The 15,988-nt window shown below is 56.8% G+C and carries 12 protein-coding genes; 10 read left to right on the top strand and 2 right to left on the bottom strand.

All coding sequences use genetic code 11. The features are described from left to right. The first annotated feature begins 74 nt into the window (after nucleotides 1-74). The 3 genes from RBB77_RS02290 to RBB77_RS02280 all read left to right on the top strand — a co-directional run bounded on the left by RBB77_RS02290 (nucleotide 75) and on the right by RBB77_RS02280 (nucleotide 6,248). Complete coding sequence (locus RBB77_RS02290) at nucleotides 75-995, top strand: isoaspartyl peptidase/L-asparaginase (protein ID WP_353064567.1); 921 nt, start codon at nucleotides 75-77, stop codon at nucleotides 993-995. A gap of 364 nt (nucleotides 996-1,359) precedes the next feature. Then, nucleotides 1,360-5,058 (top strand): TonB-dependent receptor, encoded by a 3,699-nt coding sequence (locus tag RBB77_RS02285; RefSeq protein ID WP_353064566.1) that lies wholly within the window; start codon nucleotides 1,360-1,362, stop codon nucleotides 5,056-5,058. Between the two features lie 155 nt (nucleotides 5,059-5,213). Then, on the top strand, nucleotides 5,214-6,248 hold the full coding sequence (locus RBB77_RS02280) for a hypothetical protein (protein WP_353064565.1): 1,035 nt from the start codon (nucleotides 5,214-5,216) through the stop codon (nucleotides 6,246-6,248). 12 nt (nucleotides 6,249-6,260) lie between these two features. Here RBB77_RS02280 and RBB77_RS02275 read toward each other — a convergent pair whose 3' ends face one another. Further along, nucleotides 6,261-6,860 carry a hypothetical protein gene (locus tag RBB77_RS02275; protein ID WP_353064564.1) on the bottom strand — a complete coding sequence of 200 codons (600 nt, stop codon included), beginning with the start codon at nucleotides 6,858-6,860 and terminating at the stop codon, nucleotides 6,261-6,263. 84 nt (nucleotides 6,861-6,944) lie between these two features. Here RBB77_RS02275 and RBB77_RS02270 point away from each other — a divergent pair, with 84 nt between their 5' ends. The 4 genes from RBB77_RS02270 (at nucleotide 6,945) to RBB77_RS02255 (ending at nucleotide 10,557) form a co-directional block, all read left to right on the top strand. Next, nucleotides 6,945-8,048, top strand: a complete 1,104-nt coding sequence (locus tag RBB77_RS02270) for a nucleoside hydrolase (protein ID WP_353064563.1) — start codon at nucleotides 6,945-6,947, stop codon at nucleotides 8,046-8,048. Between the two features lie 84 nt (nucleotides 8,049-8,132). Further along, on the top strand, nucleotides 8,133-8,927 hold the full coding sequence (locus RBB77_RS02265; protein WP_353064562.1) for an NIPSNAP family protein: 795 nt from the start codon (nucleotides 8,133-8,135) through the stop codon (nucleotides 8,925-8,927). 60 nt (nucleotides 8,928-8,987) lie between these two features. Continuing rightward, nucleotides 8,988-9,893 (top strand): D-hexose-6-phosphate mutarotase, encoded by a 906-nt coding sequence (locus tag RBB77_RS02260; RefSeq protein WP_353064561.1) that lies wholly within the window; start codon nucleotides 8,988-8,990, stop codon nucleotides 9,891-9,893. Between the two features lie 61 nt (nucleotides 9,894-9,954). After that, nucleotides 9,955-10,557 carry a Maf family protein gene (locus RBB77_RS02255; RefSeq protein WP_353064560.1) on the top strand — a complete coding sequence of 201 codons (603 nt, stop codon included), beginning with the start codon at nucleotides 9,955-9,957 and terminating at the stop codon, nucleotides 10,555-10,557. Between the two features lie 9 nt (nucleotides 10,558-10,566). Here RBB77_RS02255 and RBB77_RS02250 read toward each other — a convergent pair whose 3' ends face one another. Continuing rightward, the gene (locus RBB77_RS02250; RefSeq protein ID WP_353064559.1) at nucleotides 10,567-11,505 is read right to left on the bottom strand and encodes a M20 family metallopeptidase; all 939 of its coding nucleotides are present in this window, start codon (nucleotides 11,503-11,505) and stop codon (nucleotides 10,567-10,569) included. A 351-nt stretch (nucleotides 11,506-11,856) separates the two neighbouring features. Between RBB77_RS02250 and lpxC the strand changes: the two genes are divergently transcribed. The 3 genes from lpxC to RBB77_RS02235 all read left to right on the top strand — a co-directional run bounded on the left by lpxC (nucleotide 11,857) and on the right by RBB77_RS02235 (nucleotide 15,868). Next, the gene (lpxC, locus tag RBB77_RS02245) at nucleotides 11,857-12,774 is read left to right on the top strand and encodes a UDP-3-O-acyl-N-acetylglucosamine deacetylase (protein ID WP_353064558.1); all 918 of its coding nucleotides are present in this window, start codon (nucleotides 11,857-11,859) and stop codon (nucleotides 12,772-12,774) included. A gap of 96 nt (nucleotides 12,775-12,870) precedes the next feature. After that, the gene (gene folK / locus RBB77_RS02240) at nucleotides 12,871-13,356 is read left to right on the top strand and encodes a 2-amino-4-hydroxy-6-hydroxymethyldihydropteridine diphosphokinase (protein WP_353064557.1); all 486 of its coding nucleotides are present in this window, start codon (nucleotides 12,871-12,873) and stop codon (nucleotides 13,354-13,356) included. A gap of 94 nt (nucleotides 13,357-13,450) precedes the next feature. Then, complete coding sequence (locus tag RBB77_RS02235) at nucleotides 13,451-15,868, top strand: ABC transporter permease (RefSeq protein WP_353064556.1); 2,418 nt, start codon at nucleotides 13,451-13,453, stop codon at nucleotides 15,866-15,868. Nucleotides 15,869-15,988 lie beyond the last annotated feature (120 nt).

The raw sequence follows: 15,988 nt of genomic DNA, 5'->3' as shown, positions 1-15,988 counted from the left end.
GATTTGTTTGGTGCTACGACGAGCTGGTGTTGATTTGAAAACTGGAGAGGTGAATCCCGTAGACTTGAGATGCGATGAGTGTTCAACCAGTTCTGTTAATTCATGGCGGTGCGTGGGCGATGCCTGACGATGCCATTGCTGCTCACGAGGATGGCATCGCGAATGCGCTTGCTGCCGGTTATGCGTTGTTGGAACGAGGCGCTGCGGCGGTGGATGCTGTGGAGGCTGCGGTTGCGGTGATGGAGGATGACGACACGTTCGACGCGGGTCGTGGATCGTTTCTGACGCAGGATGGCCGGGTGCAAATGGATGCTCTGCTGATGAATGGGGAGAATCTTCGTACCGGCGGTGTGGCGTGCGTGGAACGGCTGCGGAATCCGATACGGGCAGCGCGGTTGGTGCTGGATGAGTCGCCGCATGTTTATTTTGTCGGGGTAGGGGCTGAGAGGTTTGCACGACAACATGGGATGACGCTTTGCGACAACTCTGATCTTGTGGTGCCGCGGGAGCGGGAGCGGCTGTATAAGGCTCAGGCGGACGAACTGGCGGGGCTGCCGGATGTGACTTTTTCGGGGAGTCTTGAATCGCACGATACGGTGGGGGCGGTGGCGCTCGATGTTCACGGCAATATTGCTGCTGGGACGAGCACGGGCGGGACGCTGAATAAGGCTCCGGGCCGCGTGGGGGATTCTTCATTGATTGGATGTGGCTGTTATGCCGACAATCTTTCGGCGGCTGTGTCGCTGACCGGTTGGGGCGAGCCGATTATGAAGCTGGTGCTGGGTAAGTGGGCGGTGGATCGAGTGGCGGGCGGGGCAAGTCCTGATGAGGCTGCTCATGAGGCGATCGATTATCTGTTCAATCGTCTGGGTGGGCATGGCGGGATTATTCTGCTGGGGCCGGATGGCCGGGTGGGGATGGCGCACAATACGCCGCGTATGGCGTGGGGGCTGCAGACTTCGGCTGGGAAGCAGTTGGGTGTCACTCGCAATTAGTCTTTCCGTTTTACCGAACGGGATCTGAGGGTGAAGCAGGCCGGTCGCTGTCTCACCATGTCGTTATTGACTCGGTTGGATTGCGGTAGCGCTCTAATGCGTGACATGTGGGTCCCGTTTTGCACGTGGCGGTGGGTGACTGGCGGGGATCACCGCGGCGGGAGTTGGGAGAGCGTGCAAAATCCACAAAACATGTGACGTTGGAGACTGTTCGCTCAAGGGGATTGATCAGTTAAATGCAGGGTGTCCGGTTTCCTCTTGCGTACTGAATGGTCATTCATGTAGAACATCGCGTCGTTAAAGTTGTCAGTCAGGCCGTTGCCAAATGAGTTGGGGCCTGCTGACACAACGGGGAGCAACACGCATGTTCAAAGTCAATTCGCGGCTTTTTGTCTTCAACGCTCTGGCCGCTGTTCTTCTTCTGGTGTGCTCTTTTTCCACCGGTCTATGGGCTCAAAACATCTCAACGGCGCAACTCAACGGCACGGTTCATGACCAGACCGGAGCTGTGATTCCCAACGCGACGGTCACGATCACAGATGACTCGAAGGGCTTCTCCCGAACGACGACTACGGACGCGCAAGGAAACTACCGCCTGCTGCTGTTACCCCCGGGGACCTATGCTGTGGAGGCGACGGCGAAGGGGTTCAACAAGTACATCAGCCAGAATGTAGTTTTGACCACCGGAGAACAGGGTGAGCTTCCTCTCTCACTAACGGTGGGGACGACGCAGGTTGTGACGGTGAGTTCGGGCGCCGACATCATCGAAACGCAACGGAGCTCGCAGTCCACTACGGTCGACGAACTTCGCATCGACAACCTGCCTACGAACGGGCGTAACTACATCAACTTCACGCTGACGAATTCGCAGATTGCGCGGGACGCAGCGCCTTCAATTGGCGCGATTCCGACCTCGGGGCTGAATTTCGGCGGCGTTCGGGCACGTTCAAATTCGATCAACGTCGATGGGGCCGATGCGGGGGATTACATCTCTGGCGGCACGCGAACGACGGTGTCGCAGGATGCTGTGCAGGAGTTCCAGATCATCACGAACGGCTTTGCGGCGGAGTATGGCAGAGCGTCGGGCGGCGTGGTGAATATTGTGACTAAATCAGGCACAAATGCCACGCATGGGAGCGCGTTCGGGTTTCTGCGCAATCGCTATATCCAGGCCACAAATCCGTTTTCGACCGTGTACCAGCCGGCTTATACGCGGGTTCAGGCGGGTCTTACGATTGGCGGCGCGATCGTTCCCGATAAGACGTTCTACTTCTTTTCGACCGAGATTACACGGCGGCAGGAGACAGGTTTTTCGGATATCGGATCGAACAACTTCGGCTTGACGAACATCGATGTGAGCCGGTTCTACGGGGTTCCGGGTGGGGCTCTTACGATTCAGGGAACGCCGGAGCAGCAGGCGTTTCTGCAGAATGCCGGAATTCCAGCCAATACGCCGGGGATACAGCAATACATCGCTCTGGTTGGATCAGGATCGTCGTTGGCAACGACCGGGCAGAATCCTGCGTTTCTGCAGTCGACGATCGGTCCGAGGAATTTTGTCACATCGGGCCAGGCGACGCCTGCATCGTTTACGCCGCTCAACAGTCTGATCGGGAATTTTCCAGTCACGGAAAAGACCGAGGTTTACTCGTTGCGAATCGATCACAAGTTGACGAGCAATCAACAGCTTGTTCTGCATGCGAGCGTGAGCCCGAGCTACATTACTGGAATCGAAGAGAGTGCGGCGAACCAGAATCTCGGAGAGAACTCCTTCTCGCGCACGGCCACGCAGAGTCTGCACGATTTTGCGATCGCCGGTCAGTACACGACAATCTTCGGCAACAACAAGGTGAATGACCTACGCTTTCAATATGCGCGGCATCCGGTGCGATTTGCGAATACCAATTCGCCGGGGGGCGACAACACAGCGGTGAATATTCCGGGCTATGCGTATTTTGGGAAGACACCGTTTTCAGTTGTGGATCGGATTGAGAATCAGAATCAGTTGCAAGACAACTTTACGTATACCGTCGGGTCGCACACGCTCAAGATGGGCGTGGACCTTCGGTATATTCCGATTAATCTGCTGCAGGGGCAGCTTTATGGTGGAGGCGACTACACGTTTGCAGGCTTGAACGCTACAGATGTTTCGCCGTTGCTTGAGGGGCTACCGGGTTTCTCTGCAGTTCAGGCGTATGGGCTCGGGATTCCACAGTCGTTCGCGCAGGGCATTGGACAGACGACCTATAAGTACGACCTGAAGACGCTTGGCTGGTTCCTGCAGGATAGCTGGCGCGCGACCAGCAGGATGACGTTGAACCTCGGGATTCGATATGACGTGGAGGCGTTTCCGACGCAACTGGCTCTGAATGAAAACACGAATGACGCTGAGAGACTTTACGGCGTTCGTGAGGGTATCCGGCTGGCGGCTACGAACTTCGCGCCACGTGTTGGGATTGCGTATGACGTGCGCGGAGATGCGAAGACAGTAATTCGCGCGAACTATGGGCTGTTTTACGATCGGGCACCGGGAAATCTTGAGTCGCAGTCGACCAGTTTTAACTCGACGAAGGTTCCGCTGGTAATTCTTGGCGGCGGTTCTCCCTGCAGCGTCGCCAGTCCGAATGCCGCTGCGAGTCCGCTGAATTTGAACGCTACCAACGCATTTCAGGGGTCGCTGGGAAATCCGAATTGCCTTGGTGCGGCCGCGGCTGGGGTTAACTACATTGCGAGTCAACAGCGGTTCGATCCTAACAATTCGAATTCAGTCTTCGTCAACCAGAACTTTTTGGCGGCCGGATTTCCACTGGCGATTCTTCCTTCTGGTCTGCCCGCAGATCTGCACTACGTGACACCTTATGTGCAGCAGATTTCGTTTGGTGTGGAGAAGGATCTCGGTCACGATATGTCGTTGAATGTTGCCTTCAATTCGACGGGTGGACGGCACCTGAATCGGCCTGTCAACGTCAATCCGGTGAATCCGCAACTGCTGACCGCAAACTGGCGCAATGCAGTGAATGCGGTGAAAGCAGGGATGGCAGCTCCTGGGACTGCAGGTCCTACGTCGAATCCGTTGACGGTCGGAACCGCGGCTGGGGTCAACCCCTGCGGTAACGGCCCTACGGGACCATACGTTACACCGGCTCTGTTGAACTTTTTCCGCAAGTCCGGGCTGAACACTTCGCTGGCGACCTTCCTTGCGAACCCCAACGTGGGGGGCGGTCAGTGTGTTGCGCTGGCCAGCGAGATTGCAGCGGCCGATGGGCTTGGCGTGGGTATTCCAGTTCCCTTCGGCGATATGACACCTAACTTGACGACCGGAACGTCGAGCTATAACGCTCTGAGCGTGAATCTGCGAAAGCGCTACACCACAAATTTCGAGTTCCTGGTCAGCTACACGTGGTCGCACGCTATCGACGACTCTACCGACGTTGTGTCCACGTCGGATGCGCCGCAGAGCAACTTCGATCCGAATGCAGAGCGAAGCAACTCGACTTTCGATCAACGGCATCGTCTGGTGCTTTCGGGGGTTTATAACACCGGCCATCTTGGTGGGGCGGGATTCTTTCCGACGGCGCTCTCCGGTTTTACGATTGCGCCGATCTTTGAAATCTCCTCGGGCAGACCATTCAATGTTCTGACAGGAACGGATACGAACTTTGACTTCGATCCGCTTACGGATCGGCCTAACGCGGTTGCGCCGGGGAGTGCGACCACGAGCTGCGGTACGGCCCCGGTGCTGTCGAAGTACTCTCCGACGGGGGCTTTCAATCTACCGTGCTATGCAGATGCACCAGCGGATGCAGGTCCGACAAGCAGCTACTATGCCGGGAACCTTGGCCGCAATGTCGGCGTAAAGCCTTATACCGTGTTTACGGATCTTCGCATTGCGAAGGCGTTCACGTTTCCGCATGAGATCGCGCTGCAAGTTACAGCGGACGTCTTCAACTTGATCAACAAGAACAACACACTGGATGTGAATCTGCTCTACACCGCAGCGGGTACGCCGACTGCTGCGTCTGATCCTCGTCAGTTCCAGTTTGGAGCCAGGGTTTCTTTCTAGCTGACGCTACAACTCTGCAGCCCCTTTTCAACCTCTAATCCTTATTTAGGACCTGTGTGAAAAGGGGCATAACCTCCTGCGAAAATAGGTGTTTGGGTCGATGAGCTTTGTCGCTTACATCGGGCGTAGAGAGATTTGGTGCAGAGGGGTTTGGGATGGGAAAGATACGCGCCTGTGTGACGGCGCTTGTAATTTCGGCGTTGGCGATGGGAGGAGTTCGGGCTCGAGCAGATGCGGCGCTGCTGATGGAAGAGCCCTACGGTGAGTTTGGGGCGTTCAATCCAACTGGCCACGCGGCAATTTATCTGAATCACATTTGCGCGGAGTCGCCGACTTTGCTGCGGCCCTGTCGAGCAGGCGAGCCCGGTGCGGTGATCAGCCGCTATCACAAGATCGATGGCTACGATTGGCTGGCTATTCCGTTGGTGCCGTATCTTTATGCGGTGGAGCGGGTGGAGGATGTGCCGAAGGCCGCGGACGCCGCGCTTGAAGTGAGCTTACGCGATCAATACAGGCGAGACCATCTGCTTGCGCTTGCGCCCGATGTTGAAAAGGGTAAGAAGGCAGGCGAAGCTCCGGGAGGCGAATGGACTCAGCTTGTGGGGGCGTCGTACGACCGCAGGATCTACGGCTTTCAGATTCAGACAACCGCAGAGGAAGATGAGCAGTTCATGGATCAGTTCAACGACAACCGGAATGTTGGGCATTTCAATCTGCTGTTTCATAACTGCGCCGATTTCTCGCGGACGTTGCTGGATGTTTATTATCCGCACAGCGTGCATCGGAATTTCTTTTCCGACCTGGGAATTACGACGCCGAAACAAGTGGCGCGATCGCTGACGAAGTATGCCGATCAGCATCCTGATTTGAAGTTTTCGACGTTCATGATCCCGCAGGTTCCGGGAAGTATTAAGCGAAGTCATCCAATCGACGGCGTGCTGGAGGCGGTGGTGAAGTCGAAGAAGTATGTTGTGCCGCTGGCGATCTTGAATCCTGAGGTGGCGGCTGGATTTGTGGTGGCTTATCTGACGGATGGACGGTTCAAGGCGCCGAAGGATGCTGCTGTCGAGGTGATACCGGGAGAGCCGACGACGCTGAATGGTGCTCCGTCTCCCGCTGGAGCGGAAGAGGTGCGGCGGCCATTGCCAGCTCCTGCGATGACACCTGCTCCGCTGGCTCCACAGAAATAGTGGTCATCGAAGTTAGTTGACTTTCAGGTTGGCGTCGGCGTCCATGACCAGAGATTCTCCTTCGACGAGGAGGGAGTGCAGCTTCAGCGAGTCGAGCGAGAGAGCGTAGCCGGTGGTTTCGGTGGAGCGGCTGAGGAGCTGACGCATTAATACGGCTGCGTTGACCTTCATTTGAGCGGGAACCTTGTGGCTCAGAAAGGGCGCGAGGACGAAGTTCAGTTCGCGGGATTCGCTGAGTCGCTCGATTCGTGCGTCGCGAAATCCAATGCTCTCCTCTTCAGCTTCGGGGATGAGCGATACGTCGGTGTCGGTGGTGAGCGAGACGCCGAGGCAGGTGCCGTGAACGGATGTGCCTAGCTTCGATTTCGCGTGAACGTGGACGACGATGCGATCCTGCATGAAGGTGACGTGGGGCGATTCTGCGTAGACATAACAGGGAGAGGTGGCGTCTCCGCGAATGTAGTAGCGGCCTTGTGGGCCATTGAAGAGTTGGGCCCGCAAGGTGCGTTCCAGCGCTTGCGCAGAGACCTTGACCTCGATGGCGGAGGAAGAGCTGGATGCCGAGAATAGAAGAGCCAGTGGAAGCAGCAGGTAGAGCTGGGGTCGGCGCATGTTGCTTTAAAGATAATGGCAGATGCGAGGAGAGCCTATTGTTTTGCCGTCGAGCCTCGTATGGGCTGGTAATCTGTGCTGACCATGACTCGAAAACTTTCTCTGTTCTTCGTCGTGCTCTTTGGCGGCTTGATCTCACAGTTCGGAAGCGCCGAGGGCAGGCGCATGGTCTTGATCGATCAGGATGGCTCCGGTCCAGGTGGCTCCAATCAGATGGCGATGATGGTGCTGCTGCAATCTCCGAAGGCGGAGGTGCTTGGCATCACGATGGTGAGCGGAAACGCGTGGGAGCCAGAGGAGGTGCAGCACACGCTGCGCATGCTCGAACTGATCCATCGCACGGATGTTCCGGTGGTTCCGGGAGCGATCTTTCCTTTGGTACGGACGGACGAGGAGACGAAGATTCAGCGGCAGTTGAACGGCACCCTCCCCTGGTACGGAGCGTGGGGAGATCTGGCAGCGAAGACGAGTGCCCAGCCTTACCATGACCCTTACGTACTGCCTAAGCTGAAAGAAGGTGAGCCCACGATAAAGCCGTTGGCCGAAGATGCAGCGCACTTTCTTATTCGTCAGGTGCATGCGCATCCGCATCAGGTCACGATCTACGCGGCCGGTCCGCTGACGAACATTGCGCTTGCGATCTCGATCGACCCGCACTTCGCCGAACTGACGCAGGGCATCGTGATTATGGGAGGCAGTTTGAGTCCGCAGACGAGGGATCCTGAGTTCGTCAACGATCCGCGCCACGAGTTTAACTTCTGGTTCGATCCTGAGGCTGCGCATATTACGCTGCGAGCGCATTGGCCGCGCATCGACCTGACTACGGTGGACATCTCGATAAAAACGGATTTTACGAAGGCGATGCTTGATGATATCGCCAGCTCCCCTAACCCTGCCGCGAAGTATCTCGCAGATTACACGGGCGAGTTCTATTACTTATGGGATGAACTTGCAGCAGCTGCGTGGCTCGATCCCGGGATTATCACAAAAGAGGAGAAACTGTATGTCGATGTCGATCTGACTCGCGGCCCGTTTTATGGAGACACACTCACGTGGACTGAAGACGACAAGCCTCGACTCGATTTACAGGCCGTACACGTACAGACGGACCTTGATTTGCCGCGATTCAACAAGCTTTTCCTTGAGCTGATGAAGAGTCCGCCTCAGCGGAGTTCCCTGGAGAGATAATGAGTACTTAGTATTCTGGCCTGTATTCTTTATTTGAAGTTTGGCTCGGCGTCTGGAAGGATTAGCTGCTTACCGGGAGACTTGATGGAAAGACGTGATTTTTTGACCGCTACTCTTGCAACTTCCGCTTTCGCGCTCGCAAATCAGTCGTCCGCGCAGACCTCCTCTGGAAAATCACGCGAATATTATGAGATTCGCAAGTATCACCTGCAGACTGGGCCGCAGATTAAGCTCACTGAGAGTTACATATCGGACGCATTGATTCCTGCGTTGAATCGGATGGGAATTGCGCCGGTTGGCGCTTTTCATCTGGACATAGGACCCGAGACGCCAACTCTTTATCTTTTGTTGCCGTGCTCAAAGCTCGAGACGCTTATCTCGGCTGAGTTGCAGCTTGTTCACGATGAGCAGTTCATGAAAGCTGCAGAACCCTTCTGGGATGCGCCGGCAACCGCGCCCGCATTTCAACGGATCGATAGTTCACTTCATATTGCTTTTGAAGGATGGCCTAAACTGACTCCGCCAGCTGCGACGGCTGAGCATGGCAAGAGAATCTTTCAATTGCGCACCTACGAGAGCCCGAGTAGCCAGGACCACGTTCGCAAGGTTGAGATGTTTCACCACGGCGAGTTTGATATCTTCCAGCGTGCAGGATTTAGTCAGGTTTTTTACAGCGACACGCTGATCGGCCCGCGCATGCCGAACCTGACGTACATGCTAAGCTTTGCCGATTTGACCGACCTGAATGCGAAGTGGGATAAGTTTCGGGCGGATCCTGAATGGATCAAACTTAGAAGTTCACCGCGCTACAACTTCGAAGAGATCGTGAGTAACATTTCGAACTTAGTTTTGAGCCCAACGGCTTACTCGCAGATCTAAGTTGTTGTTGACGGGTTGTTTTTACGGCTGCTGTAAACCAGGTGCATGGAAAAGGAACATATGGATATCAATCAACTGAACGAACACTTTGGTCTGCCGGGTGTTCTTGTATTTCACGCGACGCCGAGCGGGCTCATTCACGCGGACATTACGACTCCGCATGCGACCGCAACCGTGTATCTGCAAGGCGCTCACCTGGCAGCGTGGCAGCCCGCTGGACACCAGCCTGTGATCTTTACCAGCCGCAAGACCGAACTGGTGCCAGGGAAGGCAATTCGTGGTGGAGTGCCGATTGCATTTCCGTGGTTTGCGAACCGCCACGACGGAAAGACAGGGCCGTCGCATGGCTTCGCGAGGATTCAGGATTGGACGCTTGTTTTTGCCGCGCTCGCCGGCGATGATCTGCACCTTACGCTTACGCTGGGGCCTAACGAGCTTAGCCGCAGTCTGGGATTCGATCAGTTCCGCCTGGCCTATCAGTTGACCATCGGGCGCACTCTGACGATGCAGCTTACGGTGGCCAACGATGCTGGTGCGCCACTCGTGTTTGAGGAAGCGCTACATACCTATTATGCGGTGACGGATATTCATGAGATTGCCATCTCCGGCCTTGACGGCGTGAGCTATCTCGACAAGGTCGACAACTTCAATAAGAAGCTGCAGCAAGGTGACATCACAGTGGCAGGGCCGACCGATCGCGTGTATCTGGACACGACTGCGACCTGCGTGCTGAAGGATCATGCGGGCAAGCGCCACATCAACGTCGCGAAGACCGGATCGACGACAACGGTCGTATGGAATCCGTGGGAAGATGGAGCGGCGAAATTAGCTGATATGGATCCGACGGAGTGGCATGAGTTTGTGGCGATTGAAACGGTCAATGCTGCGAAGGATACGATCACGCTTGCTCCGGGCGCTACGCACACGATGCAGGCGCGGGTTACGGTGGAGACGGTTGAGAGTTAGTTCCTGCTTCGGGCTGGGAGACTTTGCGGATGGGCGGCTGTGCCGATAGTCTCAGAAGGTGATGCTTATTCTTGCCTCCGCTTCGCCACGTCGCCACGAACTTCTCACGCAGGCCGGTCTCAGGTTCACCGCAGAGGCTGCAAATCTTAACGAAGACCTTCTGCCGAATGAAGCCGCCGCTGCTTACGTCCAGCGGCTGGCTGAAGAGAAGGCTCAGGCGGTCTGGAACGCTCATCGGTCCTCAGATTCGGCTGATGACCCGCTGGTTGTTCTGGGTGCAGATACCTGCGTCGTCGTTGAAGGCAACATTCTGGGCAAGCCCGTCGATAGCGCTGATGCGCGTCGCATGCTGGAGATGCTGAGTGGACGCACTCACGCTGTGCTGACGGGGATTGCAGCGATCTCTGCGAAGAGGACGGTTCGGGATCTCGATATCACGCAGGTGACCTTTAATGTGATCACCGACGTTGAGATCTCGCGATACATCGTCAGTGGCGAGCCGCTTGATAAGGCCGGGGCGTATGCGATCCAGGGCTATGCTGCGCGTTGGATCCCGCGGATCGAGGGTTGCTACTTCAACGTGGTCGGTCTGCCGATTGCTCGCACGATTGCGGCGCTGGCGCACGCTGAGGCGGAGAGTGGGCCTGTCGTGGAGAAGGTTTAGACGGTCGGTTCATTCGATGCTGGCGATCATCGCTGCTAACAGAGCTGTTCGCGGGACGAGATGTTCGATGATGATTGATTCGTGCGCGGCGTGGGCTCCGTCTCCTACTGCGCCCATGCCGTCGAGCGTGGGCACGCCGAGGGCGGCGGTGAAGTTGCCGTCCGAGCCGCCGCCGGTTGAGGCTTCTTCGAGCGCGAAGCCGAGTTCTGCTGCGAGCGACCGCGCCTTTTTGAAGAGGGCGACTGTGCCGGGTTTGCGTTCCATGGGGGGGCGGTTGATGCCGCCGGTAATGGTGAGTTTGCAGTGAGGGTCGGAGACTTTGAGGCTGCGGAAGAGTTTGTCGACGTAGGCGGCGTCGCTGGTTTTGGCGATGCGGACGTCAACCTCAGTGGAGGCGTGTGAAGGGACTACATTGGACCGTGTTCCACCAGCGATGACACCACAATTTACCGTCAGTTTTCGCTCGAGATTGGTGAATCCGGAGATGGTTTGGATGAGTTTTGCCAGTTCCAGCACGGCAGAATGGCCGCGTTCGAAGTCGACTCCGCTATGTGCGCCAATGCCTGTAACCTGCACATTGTATTGGCCTACTCCCTTGCGCGCGGTCTTGTAGGCGAGTCCCTGGGCGGGTTCGAGAACCAGAACCGCGGAAGACACTTGAGCTAACTTCTCCGTGACAGGACGAGAAATGGTGCTCCCCACCTCTTCGTCGCTGTTCAGAAGAAGAATTACTGGGCGCGCTAACTTCAGCTGATGCAAGGTTTGAATGGCAGTCAGAGCCATTATTACGCCGGCTTTCATGTCCAGCACGCCGGGTCCCCACAATCGTCCCTCAGCCTTACGCCATGGCATCTTTTGGATGGTCCCTAGTGGCCAGACGGTATCGAGATGGCCGAGGAGCAGAACGGGCTCTTGAAGGGAGCGCGCGGGACCGAAACGAAGCTCCAAAACGTCGCCGAATTGGCGCTGCCTATGGCGTCTGGCTCGTCCTCCCATGTTTCCGGCCCAATGTTCGACCAAGCCTACGGCTGCGTTAACTGCCTGCCGGTCTTCACTTGGAGACTCCTGCTGGACAAGTTCTCGGAGAGTGTCTTGTAGCCACCCTTTTTTCTTTTCCACGGCGTTGAGGATCGCAGCGGCATCCATGGACGGATGTTATAGCAATCAAAGGTGTTAGTTTGCGAGTTTCCTGAGGAAAAAAGTAGTCATTTCGAAGGTGGTTATGTGGCTTATTTGCCACATCGCTCGTATTGTTTTCGGTTGTAATCTCGGAAGTGGTTTTGTCGGAGGCGCCGTTTCGTGGCTTTGGAAGCTCATTTTGAGCAGACAATCCGTTCGGAGATAGAGTTCAGTGGCGTTGGCTTGCATAGCGGGGCGCCTGTGCTCATGCGGTTGATCCCGGCACCGGCTGGATCTGGTATCGTCTTTCGTCGCACAGACTTAGATAACTTCGAGATTGCCGCGATCGGACGGAATGTCGCTAAGGTGAGCTACGCGACGAGCCTTATGCGGCAAAGCGTTCTGATTTCAACTACAGAACATTTGCTTTCTGCTCTTATCGGCTTTGGCGTGGATAACGTGATCGTCGAGGTGGATAATCTTGAGGTCCCCATTCTGGATGGGAGTGCTTTGCCTTATGTGCAAGCCTTTCATTCTGTGGGACTTAAACAGCAGAGGCGAAAGCGGGAGTATCTAAAGATTTTAAAAGAGGTTGAGGTTCGGGAGGGATCGAAGTTTATCGGGGTCTATCCGGGGACCGGGTACCGCATTCAGTACACGATCGACTTTCCGCAACCCATTGGATATGAGACGTTTAAGGGTGATCTGGCGACTGGGGATTACGTTAAATTAATTGCTCCCGCGCGGACTTTCGGGTTTAAAGAGGATGAGGCGATGTTGCGGGATATGGGGCTGATTCGTGGGGTTTCGGACGAGAGCGCTATTATTCTTTCGCGGCAAGGTGTTGAAAATGGGCCACTTCGGTTCGACGATGAGTTTGTTCGGCATAAAGTGCTGGATTTGATTGGGGATCTGGCGTTAGCGGGGCGCAGGATTCAGGGATGGGTGGTGGCCGAGAGGGCGGGACATGCGATGCATACTGCTCTTGTGCAACGACTTATGCGTGACCGGTCGGCGTGGGAGCTGGCTCACGGGTATGATGAAGTGGCGGAACCGGCTGGAATGTTGGGAAGGTTGCAGCCAGCAACGGTTTCGTAATTCTGTGGTGAAAATGCGTGGTTGGGTGATGGTGGATTGTGGTGAAGATGTGGTGATTTGTGTGGCTGCTGCGCACTGTTTTCAGGTGGTGCATGGATGAAGGCTGTCGCAGCGATTGCGTTGGGGTCAAATCTTGATTCTGACTTTGGAGACCGCCAGGCGAATCTTGAGCAGGCCGTCGGATTGATTGCGGAGTTGGGTGAGGTGACCGGGGTCTCTTCGTTTTACGATACGGAGCCGGAGGGAGTTGTGGAGCAGCCGAGGTTTCTCAACGGGACTTTACTGCTTGAGACCGATTTAGAGCCGGTCGCTTTGCTGCGCGAGCTGCTTACCGTGGAACGGGCGATGGGTCGGGACCGGGCGGCGTCGGTGGCGAAGGGGCCTCGGGTGATTGATCTGGATCTGCTGCTTTACGCCGATCGAGAGTGGGGCGATGTGGTGATGGAGACAGAGGAGCTGACGTTGCCGCATCCTGCAATGCAGGAGCGCCGGTTTGTGCTTGAGCCGCTCAAGGAGATTGCGCCGGAGTGGGTGCATCCTGTGCTGGGGCTGACGGTGGGGGAGCTGCTGGAGCGGGTGTAGGTTCGTTGGGACTGAGCTTGCTTGCACCGATTTTTTTGTTTCGCGTGACTATGGGTTAGTCCTCTCGTCTACCTGACAAGGACGGACACCCCCTATGGACAATTTGTTCAGCGATATTCGCTATGCGGTGCGGCAGTTGGGTAGAGCGCCGGGATTCACTGTTGCGGCGGTGCTTACGCTTGCTTTGGGGATCGGGGCGAATGCGGCGATTTTTAGCGCGGTGTATGCGCTCCTGCTGAAGTCGCTGCCGTTTCAGAGTGCGGATCGCGTCGTGGGGATCTATGAGACGCATCCGCAGGTAGTGGCCGGGGCTGAGGTCACGTTTCCTGACTATCTGGATTGGAAGCGGCAGCAAAAGAGTTTTGAGCAGGTGTCGGCTTACGCTACGAGAGGGCCGGAGACGATGTCACTGGTTGTCGATGGCCGGGCTGAGCAGGTGCGCAAGGTGCTGGCGTCGGGAAATTTCTTTTCGCTTCTGGGTGCGACGCCGCAGCTTGGCCGCACGTTTGTGGAGCAGGATGACAGTGCGGGGAACAACCATGTTGTGGTGCTGAGCGCGGACGCCTGGCAACGATACTTTGGTCGCGACCGTGGTGTGATTGGGCGCACGGTCGATTTGAATGGCGCGGCCTATACCGTGATTGGCGTGTTGGCTGCGGGTGCTGCGTTTCCTGCGGAGGGCGAGGTGTGGCTTCCGCTCTCGTTGTTGAGCAAGGAGGAGCAGGAGTCGCGGGTGTGGCATACGGTGAATGTGCTGGGACGGCTGCGACCTGGGGTTTCGGTGGCGGAGGCGCGGGCGGATATGCAGACGGTGGCTGGAGGTTTGGCGCTGAGTTATCCGGCTACGAATGGATCGGTGGGCGTGGTGCTGCGGCCTTTGCGTGAGCAGCTTGTCGGAGCGCTGCGTCCTGCGATGTTAAGCCTGATGGGTTCGGTGGTGCTGGTGCTGCTGATTGCGTGCGCGAATGTTGCGAACCTGCTGATGGTAAGAGCTGCTGCGGACCGTCGTCAGATTGCGATTCGGCAGGCGCTCGGAGCCAGTGGAGGTCGGTTGTTTGGCCAGTCGTTGACGATGACGTTGATACTTTGTGTGCTTGGCGGTGGGTTGGGGACGGCCTTTGCTGCGGTGACGCTGCCGTTGTTGCGGGTTGCGCTGTCGCATACCGCCGGGGTAGACCATGGGCTGATTCAGTCGATCCGATTGAGCGTGCCGGTGCTGCTGGTGACGTTTGGCGTGTGTACGCTGATGGCACTTGTGTTTGGGTTGTTGCCGGTGATGAAGCGGCCACGTGAGTTGGTGGATGCGCTACGGCCGGGAGACCAGAGCAGCACGGGGCGACGGAGTAAGAGCCTGTTGATGGGAGTTGAGATTGCCTTCGCGGTGGTGGTGCTGTTTCTTGGCGCGATATTGCTGCGCAGCTTTCAGAGACTTGCGGCGGTCGATCCCGGATTTCGTACAGATCATCTGCTTAGCTTCGAGATAACGCTGCCGGAGCCGAGGTATCAGGACGAGACGCCGGAGACGAATCGGTTTTATGGACAGCTTCTGGAGAAGGTGGGACGTGTGCCGGGAGTTTTGTCGGTTGCGAGTACAACGCAGATTCCACTGAAGAGTTCGCTTTCGATGTCGCGCTTCCTGATTGCGGGAGCGCCAAAGCCGGCGGCGGGGACGTTTCCGTTTGCGCAGCTTCGCACGGTGAGTCCTGACTACTTCAAGACGATGGGGCTTGGGCTGCGACAGGGACGGCTGTTTGAGCAGAAGGATCTTGAGAAGGGTACGGCTCTGTTTGTTGTGAATCAGGCGTTTGTGGATCGGTATTTGGCTGGCCGAGATCCGGTGGAGACGACTCTTCTGCTGGGAGTGCTGGATCCGAAGCCGGAGAAGTTTCCGATCTATGGTGTGGTGTCGAATGCGCGTGAGGTGGGCGTGAGTGCGGAGGCGGAGCCGGTGATGTATATGCCGGGATTTGGAACGCACGCGGTGGTGCTGGTGCGAACGCAGCTTGCTCCGGAGAGTGTGGTGTCGGCGGTGCGTGAGGCGGTGCATGAGATCGATCCGACTCAGCCGATCTATCACGTGCAGACGATGGATGAGGTGCTGTCGGACACGGTGGCGCGACAGAGGGTGACGGCGATTCTGCTGGATGTGTTTGCGCTGCTGGCGCTGATGCTGACCGGTGTTGGGATGTATGGCGTGCTGTCTTACTCGATTGCGCAGCGGACGCGGGAGATTGGGGTTCGGATCGCGGTTGGGGCGACGCGTGGAGATGTGGTGCGGCTGGTGCTTGGTCAGATTGCGTGGCCTGTTGTGTTTGGGCTGGTTGCTGGGGGAGTGGTGGCGTTTGCGGTTGCGCGTGTGGTGCGGGGGTTGCTGTTTGGGACGAGTAGCCTCGATCCTGCGTCGGTCGTGATAACGGTTGGTGGAGTTGTTCTGATAGCAGTGGTGGCTGCGGTGATTCCGGCGCGGCGTGCGGCTTCGGTGGATCCGACGGAGGCTCTTCGGGCTGAGTGAGTTCTGGTTCGTAGATGGGATTGGCGGGGAGTAGATTTCCGCATGTGGATCTACGTGACGGCTGGGGGCGCGGTACACTGACAGCAGCGCAACGTATGGTTCTGCTGCGCGCAATTTTTT

The sequence above is a fragment of the Tunturibacter psychrotolerans genome, assembly GCF_040359615.1.
GTDB lineage: Bacteria > Acidobacteriota > Terriglobia > Terriglobales > Acidobacteriaceae > Edaphobacter > Edaphobacter psychrotolerans.
Note: the sequence above shows the minus strand (reverse complement) of the source record. Positions and strands in the feature narration are given on the sequence as shown.

Coding starts and splice junctions, on each gene's coding strand:
- RBB77_RS02290 (WP_353064567.1), top strand. CDS start 75: ATGAGTGTTCAACCAGTTCTGTTAATTCATGGCGGTGCGTGGGCGATG.
- RBB77_RS02285 (WP_353064566.1), top strand. CDS start 1,360: ATGTTCAAAGTCAATTCGCGGCTTTTTGTCTTCAACGCTCTGGCCGCT.
- RBB77_RS02280 (WP_353064565.1), top strand. CDS start 5,214: ATGGGAAAGATACGCGCCTGTGTGACGGCGCTTGTAATTTCGGCGTTG.
- RBB77_RS02275 (WP_353064564.1), bottom strand. CDS start 6,860: ATGCGCCGACCCCAGCTCTACCTGCTGCTTCCACTGGCTCTTCTATTC.
- RBB77_RS02270 (WP_353064563.1), top strand. CDS start 6,945: ATGACTCGAAAACTTTCTCTGTTCTTCGTCGTGCTCTTTGGCGGCTTG.
- RBB77_RS02265 (WP_353064562.1), top strand. CDS start 8,133: ATGGAAAGACGTGATTTTTTGACCGCTACTCTTGCAACTTCCGCTTTC.
- RBB77_RS02260 (WP_353064561.1), top strand. CDS start 8,988: ATGGATATCAATCAACTGAACGAACACTTTGGTCTGCCGGGTGTTCTT.
- RBB77_RS02255 (WP_353064560.1), top strand. CDS start 9,955: ATGCTTATTCTTGCCTCCGCTTCGCCACGTCGCCACGAACTTCTCACG.
- folK (WP_353064557.1), top strand. CDS start 12,871: ATGAAGGCTGTCGCAGCGATTGCGTTGGGGTCAAATCTTGATTCTGAC.
- RBB77_RS02235 (WP_353064556.1), top strand. CDS start 13,451: ATGGACAATTTGTTCAGCGATATTCGCTATGCGGTGCGGCAGTTGGGT.